The 15,398-nt window shown below is 72.3% G+C and carries 17 protein-coding genes and 1 pseudogene; 8 read left to right on the top strand and 10 right to left on the bottom strand.

Going from position 1 to position 15,398, the window contains the following annotated elements; genetic code table 11:
- Position 1: 1 nt before the first annotated feature.
- Positions 2 to 328, bottom strand: a complete 327-nt coding sequence (locus J5X75_RS32330; RefSeq protein ID WP_208471392.1) for a hypothetical protein — start codon at positions 326 to 328, stop codon at positions 2 to 4.
- Positions 329 to 555: 227 nt separating this feature from the next.
- Positions 556 to 669 (bottom strand): annotated as a pseudogene (locus J5X75_RS32325) (FAD-dependent oxidoreductase); the annotation flags it as partial.
- Between the two features lie 102 nt (positions 670 to 771).
- On the opposite strand from J5X75_RS32325, the gene J5X75_RS32320 reads away from it, so the two are divergent.
- Positions 772 to 1,662: a TetR/AcrR family transcriptional regulator C-terminal domain-containing protein gene (locus tag J5X75_RS32320; RefSeq protein ID WP_208471390.1), complete on the top strand. Its 891-nt coding sequence runs from the start codon at positions 772 to 774 to the stop codon at positions 1,660 to 1,662.
- On the opposite strand, the gene J5X75_RS32315 is transcribed toward J5X75_RS32320, so the two are convergent.
- A complete protein-coding gene (locus J5X75_RS32315) occupies positions 1,646 to 2,551 on the bottom strand; it encodes an NADP-dependent oxidoreductase (RefSeq protein WP_208471389.1) in 906 nt (301 codons plus the stop codon). The two genes, J5X75_RS32320 and J5X75_RS32315, sit on opposite strands and share 17 nt — an antisense overlap.
- Positions 2,552 to 2,606: 55 nt before the next feature.
- Between J5X75_RS32315 and J5X75_RS32310 the strand changes: the two genes are divergently transcribed.
- Both J5X75_RS32310 and J5X75_RS32305 read left to right on the top strand, forming a co-directional pair.
- Positions 2,607 to 3,647, top strand: coding sequence for an SAM-dependent methyltransferase (locus J5X75_RS32310; protein ID WP_208471388.1), 1,041 nt, complete (start codon positions 2,607 to 2,609; stop codon positions 3,645 to 3,647).
- A 68-nt stretch (positions 3,648 to 3,715) separates the two neighbouring features.
- Positions 3,716 to 4,267, top strand: coding sequence for a hypothetical protein (locus J5X75_RS32305; RefSeq protein ID WP_208471387.1), 552 nt, complete (start codon positions 3,716 to 3,718; stop codon positions 4,265 to 4,267).
- Here the strand turns inward: J5X75_RS32305 and J5X75_RS45670 are convergent.
- A complete protein-coding gene (locus tag J5X75_RS45670) occupies positions 4,239 to 4,631 on the bottom strand; it encodes a DUF1707 SHOCT-like domain-containing protein (RefSeq protein ID WP_208471386.1) in 393 nt (130 codons plus the stop codon). The genes J5X75_RS32305 and J5X75_RS45670 overlap by 29 nt on opposite strands.
- Between J5X75_RS45670 and J5X75_RS32295 the strand changes: the two genes are divergently transcribed.
- The 4 genes from J5X75_RS32295 (at position 4,579) to J5X75_RS32280 (ending at position 7,518) form a co-directional block, all read left to right on the top strand.
- Entirely contained in the window at positions 4,579 to 5,424 is an 846-nt protein-coding gene (locus J5X75_RS32295; RefSeq protein WP_208471385.1) for a hypothetical protein, read from the top strand. The genes J5X75_RS45670 and J5X75_RS32295 overlap by 53 nt on opposite strands.
- 56 nt (positions 5,425 to 5,480) lie before the next feature.
- Entirely contained in the window at positions 5,481 to 6,119 is a 639-nt protein-coding gene (locus J5X75_RS32290) for a bifunctional 4-hydroxy-2-oxoglutarate aldolase/2-dehydro-3-deoxy-phosphogluconate aldolase (RefSeq protein ID WP_208471384.1), read from the top strand.
- Positions 6,116 to 7,042, top strand: coding sequence for a sugar kinase (locus tag J5X75_RS32285; protein ID WP_208471383.1), 927 nt, complete (start codon positions 6,116 to 6,118; stop codon positions 7,040 to 7,042). The genes J5X75_RS32290 and J5X75_RS32285 overlap by 4 nt, the downstream gene beginning before the upstream one ends.
- A 65-nt stretch (positions 7,043 to 7,107) precedes the next feature.
- On the top strand, positions 7,108 to 7,518 hold the full coding sequence (locus tag J5X75_RS32280) for a PRC-barrel domain-containing protein (protein ID WP_208471382.1): 411 nt from the start codon (positions 7,108 to 7,110) through the stop codon (positions 7,516 to 7,518).
- Here J5X75_RS32280 and J5X75_RS32275 read toward each other — a convergent pair.
- Entirely contained in the window at positions 7,497 to 8,258 is a 762-nt protein-coding gene (locus tag J5X75_RS32275; protein WP_238490336.1) for a TioE family transcriptional regulator, read from the bottom strand. The genes J5X75_RS32280 and J5X75_RS32275 overlap by 22 nt on opposite strands.
- Before the next feature lie 64 nt (positions 8,259 to 8,322).
- Between J5X75_RS32275 and J5X75_RS32270 the strand changes: the two genes are divergently transcribed.
- Positions 8,323 to 9,915 (top strand): DUF6194 family protein, encoded by a 1,593-nt coding sequence (locus tag J5X75_RS32270; protein WP_208471380.1) that lies wholly within the window; start codon positions 8,323 to 8,325, stop codon positions 9,913 to 9,915.
- Here J5X75_RS32270 and J5X75_RS32265 read toward each other — a convergent pair.
- The 5 genes from J5X75_RS32265 to J5X75_RS32245 form a co-directional block, all read right to left on the bottom strand.
- Positions 9,912 to 10,793 carry a GlxA family transcriptional regulator gene (locus J5X75_RS32265; protein ID WP_208471379.1) on the bottom strand — a complete coding sequence of 294 codons (882 nt, stop codon included), beginning with the start codon at positions 10,791 to 10,793 and terminating at the stop codon, positions 9,912 to 9,914. The genes J5X75_RS32270 and J5X75_RS32265 overlap by 4 nt on opposite strands.
- A gap of 7 nt (positions 10,794 to 10,800) precedes the next feature.
- A complete protein-coding gene (locus J5X75_RS32260) occupies positions 10,801 to 11,385 on the bottom strand; it encodes an isochorismatase family protein (protein ID WP_208471378.1) in 585 nt (194 codons plus the stop codon).
- A 989-nt stretch (positions 11,386 to 12,374) separates the two neighbouring features.
- Positions 12,375 to 13,178 carry a pectate lyase gene (locus J5X75_RS32255; protein WP_307798397.1) on the bottom strand — a complete coding sequence of 268 codons (804 nt, stop codon included), beginning with the start codon at positions 13,176 to 13,178 and terminating at the stop codon, positions 12,375 to 12,377.
- Between the two features lie 193 nt (positions 13,179 to 13,371).
- Entirely contained in the window at positions 13,372 to 13,917 is a 546-nt protein-coding gene (locus J5X75_RS32250; RefSeq protein ID WP_307798396.1) for a nucleotidyltransferase family protein, read from the bottom strand.
- Complete coding sequence (locus J5X75_RS32245; RefSeq protein ID WP_307798395.1) at positions 13,914 to 15,341, bottom strand: hypothetical protein; 1,428 nt, start codon at positions 15,339 to 15,341, stop codon at positions 13,914 to 13,916. Before J5X75_RS32245 ends, J5X75_RS32250 begins: the two co-directional genes overlap by 4 nt.
- Positions 15,342 to 15,398 lie beyond the last annotated feature (57 nt).

The following is a 15,398-nucleotide window of genomic DNA, read 5'->3' as shown; positions in this document are numbered from 1 at the left end:
GTCACCTCTTCCGGTCAGTGTCCGACGTCGGCGGTTCCTGATGGACGACGACCCGGCTGTTAGGGCCTTGGGCGCCGAACGCCTGCCCACCGTTCTGGGCGGTGACGTTCTGCTCGTAGCTCGTCTGCGCGGCTGGCGGGTGCGTGTTCAGTTCCGCTGGCAGGGCCTCCAGCTCAGGTTCGGCATCCGGGTGCTCCAGCGAATGCCCACCGCTCCCCGGCCCCTGTCGGCCTCCGATCATGGTCACGACACTGACCACCAACCCGAGCACCGCCACGACCGCCGAGAACACGCTGGCCCACTTGTCCGCGTCGTCCAAGTTCTGCACAGCTAGGAACCCGATCACCCCGGCCACCAGTAGCGCCCCACCCGCGGCCATCCACCCACGCCGTTGCCCATGTCGCGTCATCACACCATCGTGGACTGATGCCACCACCGTGGTATCACCCGTATGGCGGCCGCCATACCGACCCACACGTAGGAATGGACACTTATCCGGCGCTTGTCCGGACATCTTGGCGGCGTCTCTCAGGACATTTACCTGGCGCTCAACACGCCGGGCCGCGGCTCCGCCGTCCGTTCCACCACGGTCACCTCGGCGCCGGCCCGGTGCAGCCAGAACGCGCACGCCGGCCCGGCGATCCCGGCGCCGGAGATCAGTACACGCATTTCCCCGCTCCTCTGCGTACTCTGTACATCGATGTACTAGACGCTAGGGCCGCGTTCAGGATCGGCCAAGCCGCACTAGTACGGGGAGGCTGGTGTACTACCGTGGACGCGCCCTACCGCCGGATCGTCGCCGACATCCGCGACCGCATCGAGGCCGGTGTACTACGTCCCGGCGACCGCGTGCCGTCGGCCCGGGCCATCACCCGCGAGTGGGGCGTCGCCATCGCCACCGCCACCAAGGCGCACGCCGCGCTGCGCGACGAGGGCCTGACCGTGGCCCGGCCCGGTGTCGGCACGGTCGTGGCCGGGCCGGTCCCGCCACGCGACACCGACCTGAGCCGGGACCGGATCGTGGCCGCGGCCATCGCTCTCGCCGACCGCGACGGGATGGCCGAGCTGTCCATGCGCCGGATCGCCGCCGAACTGGACGTGGCGACCATGTCGCTCTACCGGCACGTGCCGGGCCGCGACGAGCTGATCGTCGCCATGATCGACGGGGCGCTCGGCGAACTGCGGGTGCCGGCCCGGTACACCGGCGACTGGCGGGCGGATCTCTCGTCCTGTGCCCGCGCCGTGTGGCAGATCTTCCAGCGGCACCCCTGGCTGGCCCTGTCCATGTCGCTGACCCGCCCGCAGCCGGCGCCCAACGCGCTGCGCCTCGGCGAGTGGATCATGGGAACCCTGCCGCCGACCGGGCTGGCCGTCACCGACCGGTTCCTGGTGCAGGTGCTGCTGTTCAGCTTCGTGCGCGGGGTGGCGAGCGCGCTCGAACCGGAGGCGCAGGCGATGCGGGACACCGGCATGACCGACGACGAGTGGATGGCCCAGCAGGGCGCCACGTTCGAGCGGTTCGCCGAGCGGCATCCCGCACCGCACTACCGGCAGTTGTTCGCGGGCGACGCCGACTTCGACTTCGACCTGGACGTCCTCTTCGAGTTCGGGCTGGCCCGATTCCTCGACGGGCTCGGCGTGTGGATCAGCTCCCGAACGTGACGACCACCTTGCCGCGGGCGTGCCGGGACTCCACGGCCGCGTGCGCCGCCACCACCTCCTCGAACGCGAACGGCAGCACCGGCAGGGTGATCCCGCCCGCGGCGGCCAGCGCCACCACCTCGGCCAGCCGCTGCGGGGACCGGCCCGCGCGCACCACCCGGGCGCCGTGCTCGGCGGCCGCGCGGTCGTCGACGATCGTGCCGACCCGCTCCGGCGCCACACCCAGAGCGATCGACTGCGCGATCGCCTCGCCGCCTCCGGCGTCCAGCGCCACGGTCGGCTTCAGGCCGGTGGCCAGCACGGCTTCGATCAGATCATTTCCGTACGGCACGGGCGTCGCGCCCATGGCCCGCAGCCGGTCGTGATTGCCGGGACTCGCCGTGCCGATCACGGTGGCCCCGGCGCGGACCGCCAGCTGGGTCGCGATCGACCCGACACTGCCCGCGCCGGCGTGCACCAGCAGCACGTCACCGGCGGTCACGTCCAGTTCCAGCAGGGCGCCGCTCGCCGTCTGCGACGCGGCGACCAGGCCGGCCGCCTCCGGGAAGGACAGGCCGTCCGGTTTGGCGACCAGGTTCGCGGCCGGGACGGTGAGCAGCTCGGCGACGGCGTTCAGCATGGTCGAGCCGAGGACCGGGTCGCCGGCGCGGACGTTCTCCACCCCCGGGCCGGTCCGTTCGACGACACCGGCGTACTCCTGGCCGATCTGCTGCGGGAACTCGGCCCGCACCCAGGGCATCACGCCACGGCGTACCGCGACGTCGAACGGTTGGACACCGGCGGCCCGCACCCGGACCAGCACCTCGCCGGGCCCGGGCACCGGATCCGGCAGCTCGGCGACGTGGAGAACCTCGGGCGGACCGAAATGGTCGAAGACGGCAGCTCGCATGAACCCAGCCTGCAAGCTCAACGAAGGTTGAGGTCAAGCGGGCAGGCTGGACGGTATGACATCACCGACCGCCGTCCTGGGTGGGCGCCTGCTCAGCGCCCTCACCGGCGCCCTCGAACTCTGCACCGTCGAACTCGGCCGCCAGCTCGGCCTCTACACCGTGCTGCGGGCCGGCCCGCGCACCCCGGCCGGTCTCGCCGAGGCCGCCGGCATCGACGAACGGTACGCCCGTGAATGGCTGGAACAGCAGGCCGCGGCCGGATTCCTGATCCCCGGCGACGACGGGTTCGCGCTCGCCCCCGGTGTGGCCGAGGTGCTGCTCGACGAGGACGGGCCGGCGTACGCGGGCGCCGCCGGCGAGTTCGCCCTCGGCATCGCCCTGCTCACCCCGCGGGTCGTCGACGCCTTCCGGAGCGGCGCCGGAGTGCCGTTCACCGAGTACGGCCACGTGCGCCACGGCATCGCCGGCTTCAACCGCCCGCTGTTCACCCACCTGCTCGGCGGCGAGTGGCTGCCCGCCGTGCCCGGCATCGACCGCCGCCTGCGCGACCGGCCCGGCGCCCGGGTGCTCGACCTGGGCTGCGGCATGGGGCACTCGTCGGTGGCCATGGCCCGCGCCTACCCCGCGATCACGGTCCACGGCGTCGACCTGGACGAGCACTCGATCAGCGAGGCCCGGCGGGTCGCGGCCGAGGCCGGGGTCGCCGACCGGGTCGGCTTCACCACCGGGGACGCGGTCGCCGCCGCCGGCACGTACGACCTGATCACCGTGTTCGAGGCGCTGCACGACATGGGCGACCCGGTCGGGGTGCTGCGCAACGCCCGCGAGCTGCTCGCCCCCGGCGGCAGCGTGTTCATCGCCGACGAGCGGGTCGCCGACGAGTTCACCGCGCCGGCCGGGGAGGTGGAGCGGTTGCAGTACGCGTTCAGTGTCCTGCACTGCCTGCCCGCCACCCGGGCCGCGGACCCGGTGCTCGCCAACGGGACGGTCCTGCGTACGCCGACCCTGCTCGGCTGGGCACGCGAGGCCGGATTCACCACGCCCGAGGTGCTGGACATCGAAAACGACTTCTGGCGCTTCTACCGGCTGCGGTGACCGCCGGCCGGTCCCCGCGGGGGAGTGGTTGACAGACCGCCCGGCGCGGGGCTCGATACGGTGAACGGGTGTCTCAGATCCCGTGGTGGGGACTGCCCCTGGTGGCCGTCGTGTTCGCGTTCGCCGGTGCCGCGGCGGCGCACCTGGTCGCCGCCCGCAACAAGGTGCTGCTGACCCGGGAACGCCGGGACCGGCAGTGGTACGAGGAACGCAAGGACGCCTACTGCCGGTTGCTGGCCGCCTTCGACCGGGCCACCCACAAGCTGCGGGCCGCGTACGAGGCGGGTGAGAAGCCGCCGCCCCCGCTGGCGTACGTGGACCAGGTCGGCCCGGCCCTCATGCCGGTGCGGCTGCTCGCCTCCGGCCCGGTGCGCAGCGCGGCCCTCGCCGTCCATCTCCAGCTGGAACGCCTGCACGGGGAGATGAATCCGGCCGGGGTGGTCGGGGTGCACCCGCACACCCACTTCCGCGAGCTGCTGGCCCAGGTTCCGCTGGTCATGCAGCAGTTCGAGGCGGCGGTCCGCGACGAGTTGGGCATCGTGGACACTCCGCCGAAGCCGTTGCCGTCGCTGAACGGGCGGGTGCGGTCGCTCAGCGAGCCAGACCGAGAACGACGCTGAAGACGACCAGCACCAGGGCCGCGGCCAGGAACGCCCACAGCAGATGACGGTTGTCGGTCTGCGGATCCGGGCCGGGGTCGGCGACCGGTAGATCGGCCGTGACCGCGGCCAGATCGCCGTGGGTGCGGCAGGCGAGGGCGCGGTCGACGCGCTCGGTGAATTCATCAAGTGTCAAACGACCTGCGGCTGCATGCTTTTCGAGCATTGCGACGACACGGTACCGTTCCGCGTCGGAGGCCCTGAGGGTTGGGTCAGTCACGGCGACAGGGTAACCTCCGCGAACTTTCCCCCCACCTGAACGGGAGATCGAGATGGCCAACAGTTTGCTGGTGATAGAACGCCTGCTCCGAGACCGGGACGGCATCTGGGACCAGATCAACGAGGAGCGCGACCTCAAGCAGCTCACCGGGCAGATGCTGGTCAGTTCGGCGCTGAGCCTGGCGCTGTACGGCGCGGTTCTCGGCTTCTCCAACGGCGCCGTGCAGGCCGCCGCGTCCTTCGTGAAGCTTCCGCTGCTGTTCCTCGCCACCCTGGCCATCTGCCTGCCGACGCTGTACCTGTTCAACCTGGTGTTCGGTGCGAAGCTGTCGGTGCTCCAGGCGCTCACCCTGATCATGGTGACCATCACGGTGACCGCCGTGCTCACCCTGGCGTTCGCGCCGATCAGCCTGTTCTTCCTGATCACGGCCCAGAGCTACGCGTTCTTCAAGCTGCTCAACGTCGGGATCCTGATGCTGACCGCGATGGTCGGGCTGCGCTTCCTGACCGCCGGCATGCGGGCCCTCAACGAGCACCAGGAGGCCAAGACGCTCGCCGCCCGCCGGGCCGCGGAGAAGGTGGCCATCCCGCCCGCCGAGCCCGTGGTGGTGGAGGGAGCCAAGGAGAACGGCGCCGTGCTCACCGCGCCCGCCCCGGTCCAGGTGCGGATCCCGGACTTCGCCGCCGGCCCGCCGCAGCGTCCCGCCGCCGACGGCTCGACCAGCATGACCCTGCTCTACATCTGGATCCTGCTGTTCGGCTTCGTCGGCACCCAGCTCGCCTGGACGCTGCGGCCCTTCTTCGGCAGCCCGGGCAAGGACTTCCAGCTCTTCCGCAGCATCGGCGGCACCTTCTACGCCGACGTCTTCGACACGATCGGCCGCCTGCTGGGCGGCTGATCCCAGCGATCGAAGAGATCTGGCTGCAAACGTTTGCATCGGGCAGGATCGAGAACGTGACCGATCAACGCGCTCCCCTCGATCCTGTCTCCGCCGCCATCGTCGACAGCGGTCTCGTCGCGGTTCTCCGGGCCCCGACCGCCGACGGTTTCGCCGCTGTCGCCGACGTTCTGGTCGCCGCCGGCATCACCGCCCTGGAGGTCACCCTCACCTCACGGGGCGCCCTGGAGGCGATCTCCGGCCTGCGCCGGCAACTGCCGGACACCGTCGTGGTCGGCGCGGGCACCGTCCTCACCGACGACGACGCGAAGGCCGCGGTCGACGCCGGCGCGGCCTTCCTGGTCGCGCCGGTCAGCGGCCTCGGCCCGCAGTCCGTCCCGTTCTACCCGGGCACCTTCAGCCCCACCGAGATCCACGCCGCGTTCCAGGCCGGCGCCCCACTGATCAAACTGTTCCCGGCCGGCGGCCTCGGCCCCGGCTACCTCAAGGACGTGCGCGGCCCGCTGCCCGACGTGCGGATCATGCCGACCGGCGGGATCGGCCTCGACGACATCGCCAAGTGGCTCACCGCCGGCGCCGTCGCGGTCGGCCTCGGCGGCCCGCTGATCGGCGACGCCGCCACCGGTGGCAGCCTCACCGCGCTGGCCGCCCGCGCCCGCCACGCGGTCGACGCCGTCGCCTTCGCCCGCTCATGACCGGCGGCCTTCTCACCCTCGGCGAGTCGATGGGCATCTTCGTGGCCGACGGGATCGGCCCGCTGGAGCACGCCCGCGGCTTCACCCTCGGTGTCGCCGGCGCGGAGAGCAACGTCGCCATCGGCGTGGCCCGCCTCGGCGGTTCCGCGACCTGGCTGGGACGTCTCGGCCCGGACGCGACCGGCGCCCTCGTCGCCGCCCGCCTCCGGGCATCGGGGGTCCGGGTGCTGGCCGTCTCGGACCGGGCGCACACCGGCCTGATGATCCGCTACCGCAGGTCCGGCGAGTTCATCCAGGCCGACTACCACCGGGCCGGCAGCGCGGGCTCCCGCCTGTCGCCCGCCGACATCCCGCGCGACGAGGTGGCGGCGGCCGGGATCCTGCACGTCACCGGCATCACCCCGGCGCTGAGCGACACCGCCCGGGCGGCCGTCTTCCACGCCGTCGAGGAGGCCCGCGCCGCCGGTGTCACGGTGTCGGTGGACGTCAACTACCGCGGCAAGCTGTGGTCCCGGCCGGACGCCGCCCCGGTGCTGCGCGACCTGGTGAGCCGGGCCGACGTGGTGTTCGCCGGCCCGGACGAGGCGGCCCTGTTCGTGGACGGCGACCCGCTGGACGGTCTGGCGAAGCTCGGGCCGTCCGAAGTGGTCGTCAAGGACGGGGCACGCGGCTGCACCGCCTCGATCGCCGGGGAGCGGTTCGACGTGCCGGCGCTACGGGTGACGGCGATCGACCCGGTCGGGGCCGGGGACGCGTTCGTGGCCGGCTACCTGGCCGACCGGCTGGCCGGGGCGGACCCGGCCCGGCGGCTGCGGACCGCGATCGCCGCGGGCGCCTTCGCCGTCACCGTCCCGGGCGACTGCGAGGGCCTGCCCGACCGTGCCGAACTGGCCGCGCTGAACGGAAGTGACATCGTGCGGTGATTAGCCCGCGGGTGCGGTGGGTAGCAGATGAACAACGGCGAATTCATCGATGTGAGGAGGCCGTGATGCAACCTACGCCGTTCACCCCGTGGGCCTGGCGCGAGCCGTCGGCACTGGGCAACGACCCGGTGACCGTGGAGAGCACCGAAGAAACCGGGCGGACCGGCGTGGACCTGGTCGGATACCGAGTCGAGGCGACCGATGGCCACATCGGCTCGATCGACAAGGCCAGCTACGACGTCGGTGACGCGTTCCTCGTGGTCGACACCGGACCGTGGATCTTCGGACGGAAGGTCATCCTCCCGGCCGGCACGGTGCAGAGCTTCGATCACACGGAGCGGAAGGTCTACGTGGACCGTACTAAGGAGCAGATCAAGGACTCTCCGGAGTACGACAAGGAGACCTTCGAGACCCCGGAGTACCGCCGGCAGGTCGGTGACTACTACACCGGTAGTTACCGCGACTTCCCGTACTGATCGCCGCGATCCGCCGCCCCGCCCGTAACCCCCACGGGCGGGGCGGCGTCCGTCCGCTCCAGGAACGCCGCCAGCCGCGCCGAGCCGGTCAGCATGGCCCGGCCGCGGGCGGTGAGCCGCTCCCGCCACTGCTCGATCGACGCCGCCAGCGGGCCCGGCCCGCCCGCCGCGCGGACCTGCTCGATCACCGTCGCGATGTGAGCCAACGGGTAGCCGCCGCGGCGCAGCAGATGTGCCAGTTCGGCGTCGCGGACGTCGTCGGGGGAGTAGACGCGGGCACCCTTCGACCGCTCCGGGGCGAGGATCCCGGCCCGCTCCCACTTGCGCAGCGTGGCCGGCGTGACGCCGAGCCGGTGGGCGAGCGCGCCGACCGGGAGCGGCCGATCGGAGAGCGGCCCGGCCGGGGCCTCGGCCAGGGCTGTTGCGACGGCGGCCACGGTGTCCCGGTCACGGCGCGACTGGACGTGCGCCGCGTCGATCAGAGCCAGGGCGGCGTCGACGTCGTCCCGCAGCACCGCCCGCATGATCTCGCCGGCCACGGGATGGCCGTACCCCGGAATCAGCGCGAGATAGGCGGCCAGCGCGCCCACGTGATCGTCGGTGTAGACCCGGTACCCGTTCGCCGTGCGGGCGGCCGGCGGCATCACCCCGGCCCGTTCGTAGTTGCGGATCGCCTGCGCGGACAGCCCGTGCGCCCGCGCCAGATCCACCGGCCGGTGAACCCCGTTTTGAGACTTCAGAAGACTCTCTCCAGCTCGATCGACGAAAAGTTTCAACCGCTGGTTCAACGATACGGTTGAGGTCATGGCTTTCGACACCGAGCTGCAGTCCCTGATCTCCGAGCGCCGGCCGCATCTGCTCGCGCTCGGCGAGCCCTACCACGGCGAACCGGCCTTCCCGCGCCTGCGCAACCGGATCCTGGAGACGCTCGTGGCGCACGGGTTCCGGTCCATCGCGATCGAGTCGGACCGGGCCGCCGGGCTCGCGGTCGACGACTACGTGCGGGGGCGCCGCGACGACCTCGACCTGAACACCGGCATCAGCCACGGCTGGGGTGAGCACCCGGCCACCCGCGAACTGATCGACTGGTTGCGCGCCCACAACCGGGACCTGCCGCCGCACGAGCGCGTCGCCTTCCACGGCTTCGACGCCCCGACCGAGATCGAGGCCGCCCCCAGCCCCGGACGATACCTTCGCGAACTGCGCGAATACCTCGGCGTCCCGGCGCCCGACCTGGACCGCCTGATCGGCGACGACGCCCGCTGGACCGCTCCGGAGATCATGTACGACGCGGCGCGATCACCCGGCGGGTCACCCGAGGCCGCCGCGCTTCGCGGCATCGCCGAGGACTTCAAGAATCTCCTGTACGCCAACGCGCCCCGCCTCGTCGAGGACACCTCCACGGCCGCCTGGCACCGGGCGAAGGTGCTCGCCACCACAGCCATCGGCCTGCTCGGCTACCACGCGGCGATGGCCGTGCCCGGCACCCCGTCAGAGCGGATCGGCCGCCTGCTCGGGGCCCGTGACGTGATCATGGCGCAGAACCTGCTCGACATCCTCGCCGTCGAACGCGACCGCGGCCCGGTCCTGGTCGCCGCCCACAACACCCACCTCCAACGCGGACCGAGCAGCTGGGAGACCCACTGGGAGGGCGCCGACTACGCCGCCGAGTGGTCCGGCGCCGGCTCGATCGTCTCGGCGCTGCTCGGCGACCGGTACGTGTTCGTCGCCGGCAGCCTCGGCGCCAGCGCCCCCGCCGGGCTCGGGCTCCCGGAGGCCGGCACCTACGAGGAACGGCTCGGCGCCGAGACCGCACTACTCCCGCCACCGGCCGGCCAGGACCTGCGGGAACGGCGGACCGGCCTGCTCGGCCATTTCCCGCTGACCGCCGGAATCGTCGCGGCGAGCGACGCGATCCTGCACATCGGACACGGGCCCGGCGCGGCCGTCGCCGCCCGGATCAGCGGGATGCCCGGCGTGACCGAGACCCGGATCGAACCCGGCTCCGAGATGCCGCCCTTCACCTGGGGCGACCGGTTCTTCTTCGCCGGCGAGGACCGGATGCGCCCGTTCGCCACGATCGTCCACGCCGACGTGCCCGACTTCGACGAACGGTCCCGGCTCTCCACGGACGGCCGCCACCGGCTCAACATCGAGGTCGGGCGGGACGAGTTCCGCGCCCTGTTCGGCTACGGCCCGGAGGAGTTCGCCGCACACCGCGAGAAGATCGACTTCGCGGAGGTGGACACCCTGATCCCGCATCCGGCCTACGCCGTACAGGGCTGGGTCAGCGTCGTCGACCCCGGTCCGGCCACCGCGGACGAGGTCGAGCGCCTGATCAGCCGGGCCCGAACGCGGTCCGCCGCCCGCGAGCGGCGCCGAGGCGCAGACTCCTAGGGACGGGAGCGCAGGCGGCGCAGCATGCGGCCGTCGGCGAAGCCCACGGCGCGGGCCGCCGACTCGGCCGTCGCGCCGTGGCCGATCAGGTACTCGGCGCGTTCCACCCGGAGCAGCTGCTGGTAGCGCAGCGGGGTACGACCGGTCGCCGCGGTGAACAACCGCGTCAGGGTGCGCTCGCTGACGCCCGCCGCGGCGGCCAGGCCGGCCAACGGCAGCGGCGCGGCGAAGTCGGCGTCGATGCGGTCCTGAACCCGGTGCACCACGTCGCTCAGGTGGGCCCGGTGCCGCAGCATCACGCTGTGCTGGCGTTCGTCGCCGTTGCGGCGGCCGTACACCACCATCTCGCGGGCGACCCGGGCCGCGACCGCCGGGCCGTGACGCTGGGCGACCAGGTGCAGGGCGAGGTCGATGCCGCTGGCGATACCGGCCGAGGTGACCACCCGGTCGTCGCAGACGTACAGGACGTCCCGCACCACGGAGGCCTCCGGATAGCGGCGGGCCAGCCGGTCCTGAAGATCGTGGTGGGTGGTGCAGCGGCGGCCGTCGAGCAGACCCGCCCGGCCGAGCGCGTCGGCGCCGGCACAGACGCTGGCCACCGTGCCGCCGCGGGCGTGGTGGCCGGCGATCCGGGACAGGGTCGCGGCGCTGAACCAGCCGTGACCGTCCCGCCAGCCCGGCACCAGCAGGAGGTCGTCGGCGGTGAGAGCGGGCCAGGCAAGGTCGGCGCCGAGCGGCACACCCTGCCAGGTCGGCACGGGAGTCTCGTCGGCCACGTAGCGGAGCCGGTAGCCCGGCGCGGTGGAGAACACCTGCGCCGGGCCGGCCAGGTCGAGCAGGTGCACCTGCGGAGTCAGGACGAACAGCACCGTACTCACGATCCGGTCACTCCCCGATGATCTCCGCGACGGTCCGGACGGTGGCGAAACGGCCAGCCAGCGCGTACTCGGTGCGGGTCACCACGTCCTCGGCGGCCAGCGTACGCGGGTCGGCCAGCAACTCCTCGACGCGTCGGTCGGCGGGGGCGTCGCGGTGCGGGATCGGGAAGGTGGCGGTGGCGTCGATCGCGAACGTCACCTCGTACCCCAGATCGGAGGCGACCCGCGCGGTGGTCTCCACACACTGTTCGGTGCGCAGCCCGCAGACCGTGATCGAGCGGACCCCGGCCACGGTGAGCAGATGTTGCAGGTTCGTCGTGGTGAACGCGTTGTGCACGGTCTTCGTGAGCACCGGCTCACCGGCGGCGGGCGTGAGATCGTCGACCACCCGCACGTAGCCGCTCTCCGGGTCGAAGACGTCGCCCGTTCCCGGTTCGGCGTGGATCACCCAGATCACCCGGTCACCGGCGGCCCGGGCGGCGTCCACGAGCTGCCCCGTCTTCTTCACCACGTCGGGGTTGCTCACCGTCGCCCACAGCGGCCGGGCACGAAACGATTCCTGAACGTCGATCACGACGAGCGCGTTGGTCATACCCCGATCCAACGCCGCCGGCACGCCGCGCGGCAGACACCATCCCGCCCCAGGCCGGAACGATCCGGTCAAGCTGAAGCGACGGTACGGTCCTGGAGAAACACCGGCGGCGACAGGAGCGGCCAGGCCCCAGGTCCGATCCGTCGTCCGCCGCCGGGCGTTCCTGCCGCGAGACCTCAGGGCAGCCACCAACAAGCCACAGCCAAGACAAGACCCCGCGCTCCCGCGCCCGCCCCCGCACCCGCCCGCCCCCGCACCCGCGCCCGCGCCTACGCCCGCACCCGCGCCCGCCCCGCACCCGCGCCCGCGCCCTTCCGCGATCTTGGACGTTTTCCCACCGCTGAGGGTGGTCGATCGTCCAAGATCGCGCTGGACGGGCGCGATGTCGGGCGCTACCTGATCGCGCCGGTCGCGCCCTCCGCGATCTTGGGCGATTCTCCACCGTTAGGGGTGGCTTATCGTCCAAGATCGCTCCGGGCGGAGGGTGGTGTCACCGGCTGAACACCCGCGTTTCCCGCTCCTCTCGCAGATCTTGGACGCTTTCCCACCGCTGGGGGTGGTTGATCGTCCAAGATCGCGCCTGGCGGGGGCGATGTCGGGCGCTACCTGGTCGCGCCGGTCGCGCCGGTCGCGATCTTGGGCGATTCTCCACCGTTAAGGGTGGCTGATCGTTCAAGATCGCGTCGGGCGGGGGTGGTGCCAGCTGCAGTGGGTCGGGTGCGGGAGTGGCGTTACGGCAGTGAGGCGAGCGATGGGTGCCTGGCTTGCCTCAGGGTGCCGGGGCGCGGTGAGTGACAGGTGTTTCGGCCGTTGGGTGTCGCGGCTGGGGTCGCGTTGATGTCACAGGGCTCGGCGCGTCCGTACAGGAAGGGAAGGGAACGGCCGGACCCGTCTGGCACCGGGTCCGGCCGTTTCACCGTGGCTCCGCGCCTGCTCGCGCCGGGGGAAACGCGGGGGAGCGCTTCGGCGTGGCGGCCGCGGGAGCCGCCCTACTTGTAGGTGATGTTCGAGGTGGTGAACTTGCAGTAGGTGCCGTCGCCGCCGGTGCTGCCCTTGTAGGTGGCCAGCTTGGTCGGTTCGGCGCCGGTGTTGTTGCCCTTGTAGGTGACGCAGATGGAGATCTTCTTGCTGCTGTCACCGGTGATGGTGATGCCGGAGAAGGTCGCCGTGTCGCCGTAGTTGGAATTGATGCCGACCAGGCTGGAGCCGGGGTAGGTGACGGCCACGTTCTTCACGACGACGGCCCGCTTGTACTGCGTTTTGCAGTTGCCGCAGGAACGGTACAGCTTGCCGAAATCGCTGACCGCGAAACCGCTGATGGTCAGGGTGCCGCCGCCATTGTGCTGGAACACCTTGTCGTCGGCGCCTTTCGCGCCGCCGCCGGTGACCGTGTACTTGGCGCTGGAGCCGCCCTTGAACGTGGCGGCGTCCTCGCCCACGTTCTCCCACCACACGTTGGAGATGGTGCAGGAGCCGAGGCAGTGCACGCCGTCGGCGGCCGGGGAGCCGATGATGACGTTCTTCAGGGTGGCGCCGTCCGCCAGGATGAACAGCGGGTCCTGGCCTTCGTCCTGGTCACCGGTGCCGAGTGCGCCGCTGCCGTAGTAGCGTTTCAGGCCGCCGTCCAGCGTGCCGGACACCGACTTGCTGGCGGTGAGCGCGACCGAGCCGGTGGCGGACGGCCACGTCGCGGCCGAGGCGCCCTGCGTGTGGACCACGGCGCCGAGTCCCAGTCCGAGGGCGGCGATGGCCACCACGCCGGCCCGCCACCGCTTCCGCAGATTGTTGAACACGCGAAGCCTTTCGTCGGGGAATCGCTCCCCGGGGATTGGGAGCGCACCCATCCTGAATTGCTCCGGCGCCATTTGTCAACGGGAGGAAATCAATTAAGTAACCGTCCATCAATGCGAATACAGAATTGCTTTCTACTGTCTAAGTGTGCGGAGGGCCCGGAAAGGTTGCCGGTAATTTTGGGCAACGGTGCGGTCACTCGACGTCGATGTCGGTGTCGTCCGCGACGTCCCCGACCGGCACCACCAGCACGTCGTGGGCGCGCAGATAGTCCCGGGCGCCCCGGTCCCCGACCGCGCTCGCCGACACCCCGGCCCAGTGGTCGCGCCCGAGCAGCACCGGATGCCCGCGACGGGCACCGTAGCCGCCCTGGACGAGGGCGGACGGCGACGCGTGCGCCAGCACCCGCCGGACCGCCTCGGCGCTGACCCCGGGCATGTCCACGAGCAGCACCACGGCGGCCGTCGCATCGGTTTCTGCCAGAACCCGGAGCCCGGTCCGCAGGGAGGAGCCCATCCCGGACTCCCAATCCGGATTGACCACCGTCGACGGCAGGTCCGGCGCGGCCGCCCGGACCTCGTCGGCGGCCGCGCCGAGCACCACCAGGACCCGGTCGCAGCCGGCCGCCCGCAGCACCCCGGCGGCGTGCTGCACGAGCCGCCGGTCACCATGCCGGACCAGGGCCTTGGGCATGCCGTAGCGGCGGCCGGCGCCGGCCGCCAGCAGCAGCCCGGCGATCACCGGGGCGGCACCAGGCCACGGACCGCGGCCAGCGGCAGCGCGGTCCGCGGATGGTAGGCGGCCCGCCACAGTCCACCGTGCGCCGCGGCGACGGCCTCGTCCTGCCAGGCCGCCGGGGAGGCCGCCCGGGGTTTGCGGAGCTGGTGCACCAGCAGCAGCGCCATGAGCCGGCTCGCGGTGGCCGGTTCGAACGTCTCCACGTCGAAGAGGTGCGCTCCGGCGTACGCGGCGGCCAGCAGACGGTTCTGCAGCACCGACCGGGTACGGGTGGGCGGCGCCACCGCGAAGCTCACCACCCCGTCCCGCCGGGTCACCGTGGCCCGCCAGCGGTGGATGCGTTTGGCCAGCGCGTAGTTCGGCCCCTGTTGCGGGACCAGGCTGTCGTTGAGGCCGGGGGCCACGTCGCACGGGTAGTTGGGGCGCAGCAGACGGCCACCGGAGAGGGCGGCGGTGACCCGGGCGCGGCGGGACCGGGCGGCGTACCGCTCGCGGGCGTGGGTGACGGCGCCGGCCGGGACCGCGTAGACGTCGGTCGGGGTGGCCAGGAAGGCGAGCGCGGTGTCCGGCCGGTGCTGCCGCAGGTGGGTGCCGAGCGCGTCCACGGCGGCGGCCAGCAGCGGGTAGGCCGAGCCCGGCGCGTACACGTAGTTGCCGACGACGAGCCGTCCCTCGATGCCGAGCAGCCACTGCGCCACCGCGGCCAGGTCCCGGAGCAGGTCCGCCCCGGGGGTGGGGCCGGACGCCGGGGCGAGCAGCCGTCCGGCGCTCTGCGCGGCGACCCCTTCGACCCGTTCCCACAGGTGCGGGCGGGGCAGGTCGACGGCGACGACGGTGCCGCCCCAGCCGAGCACCGAGGCGACCGGGCCCATCTCGGTGCCGGCGCCGAGCGCGACCAGGGTCTGGTCGCTGAGGTCCAGCCAGTCGGGGGAGGCGGCCACCTCGCGGACCGCTTCGGCGCACGACTCCTCGATGACGCCGGCGGCCACCCACGCGTCCAGCCGGCGGCGCAGCCCGTCGCCGCGCAGCAGTTCACCCCGGTACGGCAGGACCACCTCCCGGTCCGGCTGCCCGGAGCCCTTCACCTCGACCGTGTCCAGGGGCCGGTCCGGCGTCGCCAGCAGCGCCTGGGCCAGGGTGAAGTCGCCGTCGTCGCGGCGGTACCGGACGCGGGCCTGCACCGACGCCAGTCCGGCCTCGGCGATCTCGTAGCCGACCGACCCGTCGGCGGCCAGACCGGTCTCCACCAGGGACCGGAAGTGCCGGAGGTAGCCGCGCCGCCAGTCGCTCTCCCGCTCGGCGGCCGCGGCGGCCGCCGGGTCGACATGGCGCAGGGCGTCGGCGACGACGGAGCGGCCGAACGCGATGCTGCTGCGCCGTCCGTTGTCGTCGGCGGGGAAGTCGGTCAGGCCGGGGCTGTGATCCACCGCGCCAGTATTACCGCCTCCTACCCGGGTAGGAGAAGAGCTCCGACCAGGGGCCGT

It is taken from the genome of Actinoplanes flavus (assembly GCF_017592555.1).
Lineage (GTDB): Bacteria > Actinomycetota > Actinomycetes > Mycobacteriales > Micromonosporaceae > Actinoplanes > Actinoplanes flavus.
Note: the sequence above shows the minus strand (reverse complement) of the source record. Positions and strands in the feature narration are given on the sequence as shown.